We start from the raw sequence: 12,459 nt of genomic DNA on the forward strand, positions 1-12,459 counted from the left end.
AGGCATGGAGATCAAAGCGGACACGGACGTCTGCATCGGAGCCGGCATGTGCGCGCTGACCGCGCCCGAGGTGTTCGACCAGAGCGAGGAGGAGGGCACCGTCGTGGTGCTCGTCTCACCCGTTCCGGAAGGGCAGGAGGCTCTGGTACGGCGGGCCGTCCAGCAGTGCCCTTCGGGCGCGATCAGCGTCTGAGCACGGGTCAGGAAGCGGCGTTCACGGCGACGGCGCGGTCCAGGGCGGGCGGGGAGACGGGGCCCTTCGCGAGGAAAGCGCGGAAGGCCTCGTAGTCCCGGCTGCCGCGGACCGCGTCCGTGTACCCGGCGAAGGCGCTGTAGCCGTCGGCGCCGATCAGCGTGTAGGCCAGGGCGGCCAGCCGGTAGCCGCGGGCCGGGTCGAGCGGCCTGCCGTCGATGAGCACGTTCTGGACGCGCTCGCCGACCGGCTTGCTCACGTCATACGAGAAGCGGACATTTCCTGATACGGCCAGCGGGGCGAACCGGATCGTCCCGTCGGGCTGCGTCTGCCACTGCTGCTCGAGCGCCTGGTCGATCTGGCCGCCCTTGACGGTCGCGGTGACCACCGGGTTGGCGTAGCCCCAGGTGTTCCAAGCCTCGCCGAACAGCACCTTGCCGTCGCCGTCGGCCGGGTCGGCGCCCTTGGCGAAGCGCAGGTCGCCGCGCAACGAGTTCGAGCCCTTCGCCGGCGCCACCGCCACCATGGCCAGGTCGGCGTCGGCGCTGTCGGCGCGCTCGGCGTCGGCCAGCACGTTGCCGAGCGTGCTCTCGCCGTCGGCGTCGCGGGTCCTGGTCAGGTCGCCGGTGATCGTACCGACCTGGCGGGCGGAGACGCCCTTCTCGGCCGCCACCCAGTGGTCGACCAGCTTGACCATCGCGGGGTCGGCGGGGACGTCCCTGGTGACCGGGTGGTTCGTGGAGACCGTGGCCGAGCGGATCACCTCGCGGCTGCGGCGGTCGATCTTCAGGTTGATCTCGTTGATCAGCTTGCCGTGGAAGGCGGCCTCGACGACCGGGCGCGGGTTGCCCTCCGGGTCGGGGATCGAGCAGTTGAACGGCGCGTGCCAGTGGCCCGTCACGATCGCGTCGATCTCGGCCGAGGCCTGGCGGGCGAAGTCGATGACCGGGCCGGTGGGGTTGGCGTTGCACCGGTCGTAGACGTCGCCGGCCGTACCGCCTTCGTGGACGTTGGCCACGATCGCCTCGACGCCGCGCCGCTTGAGCTCGGCCACGTACTTGTCGGCCGTCTCCACCAGCGGCAGGTTGTCCAGCGACGGCTGGAACGAGGTCGAGCCGTCCACCGTCGTCGTGGTCGTCAGGTTGATGAACCCGACCGGCACTCCCTGGAAGTACTTGATCACATAGGGCTTGAGCACCGGCCGCGTGCTTCCCTTGCGCGTCACGTTGGCCGCGGAGAAGTCGAAGCGCGCGCCGCGGAATCGGCGCCCGTCGGAGTCGGTGAAACAGCTGTCCACGCCACGCTGCCCGAAGCACTTGCCGCGGCCCATGTGGTCACGCAGGAACTCCAGCGAGATGTCCAGCTCATGGTTGCCCACGGCCGAGAAGTCCACGCCGATCTTGTTCAGGAACTCGATCGTCGGCTCGTCGGCCAGCCTGGCCACCTCCGGCGGCCAGCCGCTGAAACTGTCTCCCGTGGTGAAGGTGACGGTGTTGCGCTTGCCCTGGCGCAGGTTGCCGAGATGCGTCGCGATGTACGGCGCGCCGCCCACCACGATGGTCTTGCCCTGGGCGTCCTTGATGGTGCCGTTGCCGGCGTCGGTGTGGGGACGGATGTAGCCGTGGAAGTCCGTGAGGGACAGCAGCTGCACGTCGACGGACCGGCCGCCGGAGGCCGAGTCCGCGGCGGGGGGTTCGGCGGCTCGCGTGCCGGCGAAGGCGACGGCTTGGGTCCCGCTGAGGACGGCTATGGCCGCGGCGATGACCGCGCCTCGAAGGGGGAATCGCACGCAATGCTCCTATTGTCGGTAATTGCGTGCCAGATCCTCCGCGTCCCACCCCTACGCCCGGTAAAGCGCTCCCCAACCCCGAGCAAACGATCACCAACGCTTCTCGGCGCGATGCTTCGTGTCCGGCCCCTCGTGCCGGGTGGCCAGGGGTTGTGGCGCGGCTCTTCTTCGCGGCGCGTACCCGATGGAGCGTTGCGGCTCCTCGACACCGTGGATGAGGCCCCGGAGGGCGGGTCCCGCCTCCCGGGCAGGGCTGTGAGCCGCCCGGGGCGGGGTGGGGGTGTATCGGGTGGCGTCGGCAGGGGGCGGGGTGCCGGAGCTGGGATGCCTGTCGCTGATCGAACCCGTGTTCGCAGAATTGGTTGACATCCAACGTGATCGAAATTATGTTCGATGCTGGACGCGGGGCTCGCGGCTCGCGTCTGCAGGTCCTGGTCGCGGGCGAACCGCCTCCCCCATGGCGGGGTCCGCGATCAGGGTCCACGGGCGAAGGGCGTGTCCTCGTCGTCGGCGGAGACGAGTGGGCGCGTCCCGGCCGGACGGGGTGAGGGGAAGCTCCTCGTCCGGCCGCCCGGCGGAAATGTCGGTGGGCTCTGAAATTGTTAGCACCACCGGTGGAAACGCCGGAAGCCCTCATAACCCCAAGGAGGCGCGCAAGATGTCCCGACGGCAGACAGACAACACCGGCCCCCGGCTGTCGCCCGCGGTGCGGGCACACCTGGCGGATTCACGTGCCTGCCTGGCTGAGGCGATGACGGCCCGCACCCCGGCGACACGATATGTGGCGGCCCACCTGGCGGCGCTGAGAGCGTCCGCCGCGATCCTGGCCGCCCACCCGAGGCCGATGGAGGGCCGCAGACGCCGCCTGCGCAGCGCCTGGGAGCTCCTGCCCGAAGCCGAACCCGACCTTGCCCCGTGGGCCGCCTACTTCGCGCAGAGCGCCGCCAAGCGCGCGGCTGCCGAGGCGGGCGTGGTCCGCGGCATCACCTCGGCCGACGCCGACGAACTCCTGGCCGAGGCCGAGACCTTCGTCACGACGGCCGAGTCCCTCCTGGGCGTCCCCGCCCAGCCCCAGCTCCCCATGGACATCCCCCTCGCCGGCTAGCACGAGCACCACGGCATGGCCTTCCCCCATGCCGGCTCCCGCTACCGGCGAGGGGGCACCCCAACCACCATCCCAGCGCGCTCCCGGTCCGCCCCGGGCGCCCGCAAAATGCCCCAGGCCACTACGGAGGCCGCTTCCCCCGGCAATCCGGATCACCCAACCGACGACCCACCCACCGACGAGCCGCCCACCGAAGCCGCCAAGGACAACAGCGCCCCGCGCAGGCGGGCAGGCGCATACCCGGGCTGCTAGCGGCCACCCAGCCACCCGCAGCACCGCCCAGCGACAGCACACCATCAGGCGCCCTCCGCTGGCCGACGACAGCTCGCCATCCGGGCTGCGCCGCCTGCCCGGCAACAGCGCTCTATCGGGTCCGCGCCGCCTGCCCAGCGGCAGCACGCCATCGGGCACCTGGCGGCGACAGCAACGGGGTAACAGCCATCGCGAGGGGCGGCAGTGGTGGGCGCAGGCGGCGCGTGCGCAGGCGGCTGGCAGATGTGGCCGAAGCCCGCTGCTCTGAGCAGAGCTTGGTGGTTTCGCTATGGGCCGATCTGGCCTGGGGCGAGCGCCTTCATGCCTGGTCGGTGCGGTCACCGATGTCGTCGACCGCACCGGCCGCCGCGTCTGGGCAGGGCCCAGGGGGAGCGGCCGGGTCTATCGTCGCCGGATGAACGATCGACTCACCGGCGCGATCCAACTGCCGGACGGTGGCTGGGTGCGCGGGCGCGGGCTGCGCAACCCCGCACCCGAGGGACCGAACCCCGGCTACGGCCTGTACCTCGGCACCTCCAAGCTACGACGCAAGCACGAGCACACCTGGCCGCACGACTGGATCGACTGGCCGGACTTTCTGCTGCCACGCGACACGGTCGAAGCGGTCCGCCTGATCCGGGCCCTGCACGAACGGCTCCAGGCGGGCGAACACGCCGAGGTCGCCTGCGGAGGCGGAGTGGGTCGCACCGGCACCGTCCTGTCGTGCCTCGCCGTGCTGTCCGGCCTCGCCCCCGCCGACGCGATCGCCTGGACCCGCGCCCACCACCACCCCCGCGCCGTCGAAACCCCCTGGCAGCGGCGGTGGGTGTCCAGATTTCCCTCCGTTACGGCACAGCCGCCCCCACCCCACCCGCCGTCGTGAGCGGGCGCCGATCGTGGGGATCGCTTCTCACGTCGGACGTGGTGCCCGCTGCAACGGCGCACTGCTGACCGGCCAAGCCCACAACCAGCCCAACCACGCGGCACCCTCCCGGCCCAGAGGCTCCAGGGGGCCGGCGAGCCGGTGCGCCTCGGCCGTTGCGGCCCTCAAGCCCCGGGCGAGGTCGAGCGTCCCGGAGCTCGCGAGCCCGCGTGTTCCTGAGCTCGTGTGTGGCGAGCGCACGGGGTTCCGCTGGATGCCCGGCCTGGAGATCCTGCGGCTCCCCAAGCCCCCGGGAGCCCACATGGCCGCACCCCGGCCACGGCGGACACCGCAAAGCCCCCGGGGAAGCGCGAAAGGCGCGCCTGAGGTGTTCAGGCGCGCCCTCTCACGAACCAGGTCAGAACGACTCGACCGCCCGCCGGGCCTCGGCGTCGAGTACGCCCCAGCTGATCAGTTCCTCGGTCAGCTCACTCGGCGACTTGTCATAGATCACGGCAAGGGAGCGCAGGTCCTCCTGCCGGATCGAGAGCACCTTGCCGTTGTAGTCACCGCGCTGCGACTGGATCGTCGCCGCGTACCGGGCGAGTGCCCCGGCCTTCTCCTTCGGCAGCGTCGCCAGACGCTCGAGGTCGATCACAAGCTTGGGTGTCGGGCCGAGCGGGCTGGGGGCGGCGCCGCCCGGCAGCAGCTCGGACACCGGTACCCCGTAGAAGTCGGCAAGCTCGGCAAGCTTCTGCACCGTGACGGCCCGGTCGCCGCGCTCATAGGAGCCCACGACCACGGCTTTCCAGCGTCCGCGCGACTTCTCCTCCACTCCGTGCAGGGAAAGCCCCTGCTGGGTGCGGATCGCGCGGAGTCGTGCACCCAGCGACTTTGCGTACTCAGACGGCATCGTTGTGGCCCCCCGGCTCGTGTTATGTACTGCTCTCAGTAGATTGTGCGCCTTTGCGACGATTGACCCGGCCACCGGGGGGTCTGGTGCCAAGCTCGGCACCATCGGTAGCCATGGCCCCGGGTTTACCCCAGAACGCCGCGCAAAGTGGTTACGCACAGTGACGGTAAAGGGGGTTAAGCCGAAGGTCAAGCTGATTGGAAAAAAGATGCCGAATCCGGTCCGGTATGGATCGCCTCAAACGCCCCTCTTGTCCCGTTGATAACAGTACTTCGTCATAGTTTGACGAGGGATATCCAGCTATGGCTCTCGAGTCAGGATCATCACGGGGCATGTTGCCGCCTTGACGATTTTGATGGAGGTGTCGCCCAGAAAGACCCGGCGCAGCGGCCCGGAACTACTCGACGCGCAGATGATCAGCTCGCCGTCCAGCCACGTGGCCGCGCCCAGGGCCTGGGCCACGTTCCTGCCCTCCAGGATCTCCACGTCCACCTGCAGCTTGCGGCGCTGCCCTCGCGCGGCCGCCTTCAGGTCCGCCGCCGCCTGCTCGCGCAGCCGTTCGGACATCTCCTGCTCGATCTTCGCCTTCCTGGCGCTGCTGAGGACCAGCGTGACCAGCCGCAGCGGCACGTCCAGGCTCACCGCCGCCCGCGCCGCCTCGGCCACCGCGTGGTCGCAGCCGGGGCCGCGCCGGTAGGCGACCGTGAGGCGCTCGAACTCGGCCGGCGGCTCCTCCGACCAGCTCTTGGGCGCCAGCAGTACCGGAACCGACGAGGAGTGCAGCAGCTGGTCGGCGGTGCTGCCGAGCGAGATGCGGCCCTTGGCGCCCGAGGGCGCCGAGCCGATCACGACCACGTCCGCCTCGCGCTTGCGGGCCAGCTCCACCAGGCCGCGGCCGCTGCCCCTGTTGGTGTGGACGACGTAGTCCGCCTCGTCGCCGGCCAGCTCGCGGGCCTGCTCCAGCGTCGCGTCCGCCTGCTCGCGCAGGTAGGCGCGCCAGGCGCTCTCGTCGGCCTTGGCGGGTCCCGGCGTGTTCCAGGCGGGCGGCTGCACGGTCGCGACCGTCAGTTTCGCCCTGGCCTGCCTGGCCAGGAGTACGGCGAGCGCCAGCCCGTCGCGTCCACGGGGCTCGGCGATGAAGCCGGTCAGCACGTTCTCGATCTTCATCGGGGCACCTCCGTGCGGAGCCTGGAGTGGCGGTAGCCGTACAGGAAATAGCAGATGAAACCGACGGCCATCCACAGCGCGAACGCCAGCCACGTGACGCCCTGCAGGCCCGCCATCACGACCACGCACATGATCACACCGAGGACCGGCGTGATCGGGAACAGCGGTGTCTTGAAGTTGCGCGGCAGGTCGGGCCGGGTACGGCGGAGCACGATCACACCGACGTTGACGATCGCGAAGGCGAACAGGGTGCCGATGCTGGTGGCCTCGGCCAGCTGCCCGAGCGGGATGAGCCCGGCCAGGACGCTGATGAACAACGTCACGATCAGCGTGTTGGCGACCGGGACCTGGCGGCGTGGGTTGACCTTCTGGAACACCTTCGGGATCAGCCCGTCGCGCGACATCGCGAACAGGATGCGGGTCTGGCCGTACATGACGGTGAGGACGACGCTGGCGATGGCGATGACCGCGCCGAAGGAGACGACCAGGCCCGGCCAGGTGGCGCCGGTGGCCATGTCGACGATGACGGCGAGGCTGGCCTCGGTGTTCTCCGGGTCGAAGTCGGTCCACGGCATGGCGCCGATGGCGGCGACCGCGACCAGTACGTAGATCGCCGTCACGATCACCAGGGAGAAGATGATCGCCAGCGGCAGGTCGCGCTTGGGGTTCTTGGCCTCCTCACCGGCGGTGGAGGCGGCGTCGAAGCCGATATAGGAGAAGAAGACCTGCGAGGCGGCGGCGGTGATGCCCAGGACGCCCAGCGGGGCGAACGGGGTGAAGTTCTTCGCCTGGAAGGCGGTGAACGCCACCACGCAGAAGAACGCCAGCACCGCGACCTTGATGAGCACGAAGACCACGTTGGCGGTGGCCGACTCGGAGGAGCCGCCGAGCAGCAGCCAGGTGCACAGCAGCACGATGAGGATGGCGGTCACGTTGACGACGCCGCCCTTGTCGCCGGGGGAGTGGGTGATCTCGGCGGGCAGCTGCCAGCCGAACAGACCCTGCAGGAACGTGTTGAGGTACTCGCCCCAGCCGACGGCCACGGCCGCGACCGACACGGCGTACTCCAGCATGAGACACCAGCCGCAGACCCAGGCCACGATCTCGCCGAGCGTGGCGTAGGCGTAGGAGTAGGACGAGCCGGACACCGGGATGGTCCCGGCCAGCTCGGCGTAGCTCAGCGCGGAGAACAGGGCCGTGATGGCGGCCAGCACGAACGCCAGCACCACCGCCGGGCCCGCCTTCGGCACGGCCTGGCCGAGGATGACGAAGATGCCCGTGCCGAGCGTGGCGCCGACGCTGAAGAGGGTGAGCTGCCACAGGCCCATCGTGCGCCGTAGCTCGCCGCCCTCGCCCCTGCCGGCCTCCGCGACGATCTCGTCCGTCGGCTTGATGCGGAACAACTGTGTCAGTGCCACCGGCACCTCCCCAAAGAAGGGGCCACCGGCCCCGATGTGACTAAAGCGTGCTCGTCAACGGCCAGGTGGCGCTCGGCGTGATGATCGTGCCCGCCTTCCCCTTGAGGATCTCGACGGCCTGGTCGAGTTTGCCGATCGCGGCCATGTCACCCGTGGTCTCCACGAACCTGCACACTGCCTCCACCTTCGGCCCCATCGAGCCGGCGGGGAAGTCGATGGAGCGCAGTTCGTACGGAGTGGTGTGCCCGATCTCGCTCTGCTGCGGCGTGCCGAAGTCCTTCATGACCCTCGGCACGTCGGTGAGGATGAGGAACGCGTCGCAGTCCAGCGCCTCGGCCAGCATCGACGCGGTCAGGTCCTTGTCGATGACGGCCTCGACCCCGGACAGCCGGCCCTGGGCGTCGCGGACGACCGGGATGCCGCCGCCGCCCGCGCAGACCACCACGACGCCGTCGCGTACGGCCTTGCGGATCAGCCGGGTCTCCACCACGCGCTGCGGCGCCGGAGAAGGCACCACGCGGCGCCAGTACGGGCCGTCCTGCCTGACCACCCAGCCGTTCTCCCTGGCCAGCTTCTCGGCCTCGGCCTGCTCGTAGACCTGGCCGACGAACTTGGTCGGGTTGTCGAAGGCCGGGTCGACCGCCGAGACGAGCGTCTGGGTGACCAGCGCCATGACCTGACGGCCGGGCAGGGCGTTCTGCAGGGCCTGCAGCATCCAGTAGCCGATCATGCCCTGGGTCTCGGCGCCGAGCGTGTCGAAGGAGTAGGGCCGCGACAGGCTGGCGTCGGAGGCGCTCTCCAGCGCCAGCATCCCGACCTGGGGACCGTTCCCGTGGGTGATGATCAGCTCGTGCTCTTCCGCCAGCTTGGCCAGCGTCTTCACCGCGATGGTGACGTTGGCGATCTGGGTGTCGGCGTCCGGCCGGTCCCCGCGCTTGAGCAGCGCGTTGCCCCCGAGGGCGACGATGACGCGCATCGCGGTCAGTCCCCGAGGGTGGCCACCATGATGGCCTTGATCGTGTGCAGGCGGTTCTCGGCCTCGTCGAAGACGATCGAGCGCGGCGACTCGAAGACGCTCTCGGTCACCTCCAGCGCGTCCAGGCCGGTCTTCTCGTAGATGTCCTCGCCGACCTTCGTCTCCCGGTTGTGGAAGGCCGGCAGGCAGTGCATGAACTTCACCTTGGAGTTGCCGGTGGCCTTCACCACCTTGTCGTTGATCTGGTACGGCTTCAGCAGCTTGATCCGCTCGTCCCAGACCTCCTTGGGCTCGCCCATCGACACCCACACGTCGGTGTAGAGGTAGTCGACGCCCTTGACGCCCTTGGCCACGTCGTCGGTGATGGTGACCGTGGCCCCGGTCTGCTTGGCGAGATCCTTGGCCGGCTTGACGACCATCTGCCGGTCGGGCTGCAGCGCCTTGGGGGCGACCAGCCGTACGTCCATGCCGAACATCGCGCCGGTGACCAGCAGCGAGTTGCCCATGTTGTTGCGGGCGTCGCCGAGGTAGGCGAAGGAGATGTCGTGCAGCGGTTTGTCGCTGTGCTCCTTCATGGTGAGCATGTCGGCGAGCATCTGCGTGGGATGCCACTCGTCGGTGAGCCCGTTCCACACCGGTACGCCCGAGTACAGGGCGAGCTCCTCCACGTTCGACTGGGCGCTGCCCCGGTACTCGATGCCGTCGAACATCCGGCCGAGCACCCGGGCGGTGTCCTTGACCGACTCCTTGTGCCCCATCTGCGAGCCGGACGGGTCCAGGTAGGTGACGTGCGCGCCCTGGTCGTGGGCGGCCACCTCGAACGCGCACCGGGTGCGGGTCGAGGACTTCTCGAAGATCAGGGCGATGTTCTTGCCCTTGAGCCGCTGCTGTTCGACGCCGGCGTACTTGGCCGCCTTCAGGTCGGCCGCCAGGCGCAGCAGGAACCCGAACTCCTCGGGCGTGAAGTCCAGTTCTTTGAGAAAGCTGCGCCCGCGCAGGTTGAATGCCATGAAGTTCCCCCCGAGAACCTGAAAGGTCAGATGCCGTCGCGTTCCAGCGGGCAGCTCATGCAGCGCGGGCCGCCGCGCCCCCTGCCGAGCTCGCTGCCCCTGATGGTGATCACTTCGATGCCCTCCGAGCGGAGGAAGTTGTTGGTGGTGGTGTTGCGCTCGTAGGCGACGACCACGCCGGGCTCGATGGCCAGCACGTTGCAGCCGTCGTCCCACTGCTCCCGCTCGGCGGCGTAGACGTCCTGGTGGGCGGTCAGGACCTTGATGTCGTCCAGGTCCAGGGCGCGCGCGATCGCCTTGTGCATGTCCTCGGGGCGGTGGTCGGTGACCTTGAGTTCCTTGTCGTTGTCACCGGGCTCGATCGTGTAGGAGGGCAGCATGCCGAGGCCGGCGTACTTGGTGAACACGCCCACGTCCACGTTGGTCATCACCGTGTCGAGGTGCATGAAGGCGCGGGCCTTCGGCATGTTGAGCGCCACGATCTTCTTGGCGCCGTTGTGCTTGAAGAGGTTGCGCGCGAGCATCTCCACCGCCTGCGGCTGGGTGCGCTCGCTCATGCCGATGAGTACGGCCCCGCGCCCGATGACCAGCACGTCCCCGCCTTCCATCGTGGCCGGGGCGACCGCGGTGCCGGGCATCCACACGTTGAAGCCGCCCGCCTCGGGACGGCGGAACCCGGCGGCGAAGACCGGGTGGTAGCGGTAGACGGCCTCCAGGTTGATCGTCTCGGCCTGGCGGGCCTTCTTCTTCATGGCGTTGATCGAGACGCCGTTGTAGATCCAGCAGGAGGTGTCGCGGGTGAACAGGTGGTTGGGCAGCGGCGGCAGCACGAAGTCGGACACCTCCAGCACGTGGTAGGCGACGCTCTTGGGGTCGACCCCGCGCTCCATCAGCTCGCCCTTGGTGATGCCGCCGGTCAGGTACTGCTGGAGTTCGGCCGAGGGCATGGCGTCCAGGACGTTGCGCACGGCGTCCACGGCCAGCGGGCCGATCCAGCGCTCGTCGACCACGTGCTCCAGCACGTGCTTGCGCGCCTCGGGGATGTCGAGGGTCTCGCGCAGGAGGTCGGCCAGCATGTAGACCGTGATGCCGCGGTCGCGCAGGACCTGCTGCCACTCCTCGTGCTCCTCAAGCGCCCGCTGCACCCACAGGACGTCGTCGAAGAGGAACTCGTCCTTGTTGGAGGGTGTGAGGCGCTTCAGGGCCAGCTCGGGCTTGTGCAGCATCACCTGGTGGAGCCTGCCCACCTCGGAATCGACGTGAAAGGTCATTTCTTCTCTATCCCCTCAGGAAACGCGGGCGTCACGCGGGCCGTACTCGCCCCTCTTGGACTTGACCCAGATGTAGACCGGAACACCCACCAGGAGCATGAGCGTCCCGCCGAGTACCGCCTCCGCGCCGGAGCCGAAGGCCATCCAGAACGCGAACAGCAGCGCGATGACCGCGATGACCATGTCCCTGGCCAGGCGGCGCTTGTCGACCAGGCGCCCTCCGGTGGCCAGCCAGAAGATCTGGGCGGCGGCGGAGAAGAAGTACGGGATGACCGTGGTGAAGGAGGCCAGCAGCACGATGGTGTTGAAGGCGTTCTCCGAGGCGTAGCCGACCAGCAGCATCACCGAGGTCAGGATGGTGCCGGCCAGGATGCCCGCGGCAGGCACGCCCCGGCGCGAGACCCTGCCGAAGACCGGCGGGAACATGCCGTCCCTGGCCGCGGCCAGCGGCATCTCGGCCACCAGCATGGTCCAGCCGTTCAGCGCGCCGATGCCGGAGATGATCGCGCAGGCGGCCATGAGGATGCCGCCGGCCGAGCCGCCGAACATGTTGTTGAGCGCGTCGGCGAAGGGCGCCGTGGAGTTGACCAGGCGCTCGTGCGGCACGGTGCCCATGACGGCGACGGTGCTCAGGATGTAGAGCACCGCGCAGGCGAGCACGCCGATGACGCTGGCCCTGCCGATGTTGCGCTCGGGGTTCCTGATCTTCTCGGCGGCGATGGACACGCTCTCGACGCCGGAGTAGATGAACAGGGCGACCGCGCCCGCCATCGAGATGGCGCCGACCCAGTTGCCGTCGGTGGCGTTGAACGCGCCGAAGTTGGCGCCCTGGATGAAGAAGAGCCCGATGACGCCGACGAACAGCAGCGGGGCGAACTTCAGGATCGTGGTGACGAGCTGGAAGGCGGCCATGTTTTTGGCGCCCATCAGGTTGACGACCGCCGGGATCCACAGGCCGACCAGCCCGATGGCGATGGGCACGCCGTTCCAGTCGAGGCCGAAGACCTGCTGGGCGAAGTACTGGACGTAGCCGACCCAGGCGACGGCGATCGCGGCGTTGCCGATCCACGCCGTCAGCCAGAACGACCAGGCGTTCCAGAAGCCGGCGAACTCGCCGAAGGCGCTGCGCGCGTAGGCGTAGGGGCCGCCGCCGGCGGGGATGCGCTCGCCGAGCTTGCCGAAGACCATCGCCATGGCGACGGCGCCGATCGTGACCACGCCCATGGCGATGAGGCTGACGGTGCCGAAGGCGGCCAGCGAGGCGGGCAGCAGGAAGATCCCGGTGCCGACGACGTTGCCGATGATGAGCGCGATGGCCGAGCCGAGCCCGAGTCCGCCGGAGCCGGGAGCGGTCTCGGTGGGAATCGCGGTCGTGACACCGCCCTCGGGCGGTCGTGGTTCCCCCATGCGGTGCCCCCGTGCACGTCGGTCCGTGGAAAGCCGCAGGCGGAACGCGTGCGACTCACGGTGACGTGCCCGGCACTCAGAGCGCTGACACGGGGC

At 69.4% G+C, this 12,459-nt stretch carries 11 protein-coding genes; 3 read left to right on the forward strand and 8 right to left on the reverse strand.

What is annotated here, in order from left to right; genetic code table 11:
- The first annotated feature begins 4 nt into the window (after positions 1–4).
- Positions 5–193 carry a ferredoxin gene (locus tag ACIBI5_RS12335; RefSeq protein WP_184960620.1) on the forward strand — a complete coding sequence of 63 codons (189 nt, stop codon included), beginning with the start codon at positions 5–7 and terminating at the stop codon, positions 191–193.
- 7 nt (positions 194–200) lie between these two features.
- Here the strand turns inward: ACIBI5_RS12335 and ACIBI5_RS12340 are convergent, their stop codons facing one another.
- Positions 201–1,982, reverse strand: coding sequence for a bifunctional metallophosphatase/5'-nucleotidase (locus ACIBI5_RS12340; protein ID WP_397246014.1), 1,782 nt, complete (start codon positions 1,980–1,982; stop codon positions 201–203).
- Between the two features lie 658 nt (positions 1,983–2,640).
- Between ACIBI5_RS12340 and ACIBI5_RS12345 the strand changes: the two genes are divergently transcribed.
- Positions 2,641–3,087, forward strand: coding sequence for an SAV_6107 family HEPN domain-containing protein (locus ACIBI5_RS12345; RefSeq protein ID WP_397246016.1), 447 nt, complete (start codon positions 2,641–2,643; stop codon positions 3,085–3,087).
- A gap of 667 nt (positions 3,088–3,754) precedes the next feature.
- Positions 3,755–4,222 (forward strand): protein-tyrosine phosphatase family protein, encoded by a 468-nt coding sequence (locus ACIBI5_RS12350; protein WP_397246018.1) that lies wholly within the window; start codon positions 3,755–3,757, stop codon positions 4,220–4,222.
- A gap of 397 nt (positions 4,223–4,619) precedes the next feature.
- On the opposite strand, the gene ACIBI5_RS12355 is transcribed toward ACIBI5_RS12350, so the two are convergent.
- The 7 genes from ACIBI5_RS12355 to ACIBI5_RS12385 form a co-directional block, all read right to left on the reverse strand.
- Positions 4,620–5,114: a transcriptional regulator gene (locus ACIBI5_RS12355; protein ID WP_026214021.1), complete on the reverse strand. Its 495-nt coding sequence runs from the start codon at positions 5,112–5,114 to the stop codon at positions 4,620–4,622.
- 300 nt (positions 5,115–5,414) lie between these two features.
- Positions 5,415–6,281 (reverse strand): universal stress protein, encoded by an 867-nt coding sequence (locus ACIBI5_RS12360; protein ID WP_397246020.1) that lies wholly within the window; start codon positions 6,279–6,281, stop codon positions 5,415–5,417.
- Complete coding sequence (locus ACIBI5_RS12365) at positions 6,278–7,699, reverse strand: amino acid permease (protein WP_397246022.1); 1,422 nt, start codon at positions 7,697–7,699, stop codon at positions 6,278–6,280. Before ACIBI5_RS12365 ends, ACIBI5_RS12360 begins: the two co-directional genes overlap by 4 nt.
- Before the next feature lie 40 nt (positions 7,700–7,739).
- On the reverse strand, positions 7,740–8,675 hold the full coding sequence (gene arcC, locus ACIBI5_RS12370; RefSeq protein ID WP_397246024.1) for a carbamate kinase: 936 nt from the start codon (positions 8,673–8,675) through the stop codon (positions 7,740–7,742).
- Between the two features lie 5 nt (positions 8,676–8,680).
- Positions 8,681–9,685 carry an ornithine carbamoyltransferase gene (argF, locus tag ACIBI5_RS12375; protein WP_397101420.1) on the reverse strand — a complete coding sequence of 335 codons (1,005 nt, stop codon included), beginning with the start codon at positions 9,683–9,685 and terminating at the stop codon, positions 8,681–8,683.
- A 26-nt stretch (positions 9,686–9,711) separates the two neighbouring features.
- Positions 9,712–10,956, reverse strand: coding sequence for an arginine deiminase (locus tag ACIBI5_RS12380; protein WP_397246026.1), 1,245 nt, complete (start codon positions 10,954–10,956; stop codon positions 9,712–9,714).
- A 15-nt stretch (positions 10,957–10,971) separates the two neighbouring features.
- Positions 10,972–12,363, reverse strand: coding sequence for an amino acid permease (locus ACIBI5_RS12385; protein ID WP_397246028.1), 1,392 nt, complete (start codon positions 12,361–12,363; stop codon positions 10,972–10,974).
- Between the last annotated feature and the right edge of the window lie 96 nt (positions 12,364–12,459).

Source organism: Nonomuraea sp. NPDC050540 (genome assembly GCF_044457485.1).
GTDB lineage: Bacteria > Actinomycetota > Actinomycetes > Streptosporangiales > Streptosporangiaceae > Nonomuraea.

Excerpts from the sequence above, each read along its gene's own strand:
- arcC (WP_397246024.1), bottom strand. The coding sequence starts at position 8,675 with ATGCGCGTCATCGTCGCCCTCGGGGGCAACGCGCTGCTCAAGCGCGGG.
- ACIBI5_RS12380 (WP_397246026.1), bottom strand. The coding sequence starts at position 10,956 with ATGACCTTTCACGTCGATTCCGAGGTGGGCAGGCTCCACCAGGTGATG.
- ACIBI5_RS12385 (WP_397246028.1), bottom strand. The coding sequence starts at position 12,363 with ATGGGGGAACCACGACCGCCCGAGGGCGGTGTCACGACCGCGATTCCC.
- ACIBI5_RS12355 (WP_026214021.1), bottom strand. The coding sequence starts at position 5,114 with ATGCCGTCTGAGTACGCAAAGTCGCTGGGTGCACGACTCCGCGCGATC.
- ACIBI5_RS12335 (WP_184960620.1), top strand. The coding sequence starts at position 5 with ATGGAGATCAAAGCGGACACGGACGTCTGCATCGGAGCCGGCATGTGC.
- ACIBI5_RS12360 (WP_397246020.1), bottom strand. The coding sequence starts at position 6,281 with ATGAAGATCGAGAACGTGCTGACCGGCTTCATCGCCGAGCCCCGTGGA.
- ACIBI5_RS12350 (WP_397246018.1), top strand. The coding sequence starts at position 3,755 with ATGAACGATCGACTCACCGGCGCGATCCAACTGCCGGACGGTGGCTGG.
- ACIBI5_RS12345 (WP_397246016.1), top strand. The coding sequence starts at position 2,641 with ATGTCCCGACGGCAGACAGACAACACCGGCCCCCGGCTGTCGCCCGCG.
- argF (WP_397101420.1), bottom strand. The coding sequence starts at position 9,685 with ATGGCATTCAACCTGCGCGGGCGCAGCTTTCTCAAAGAACTGGACTTC.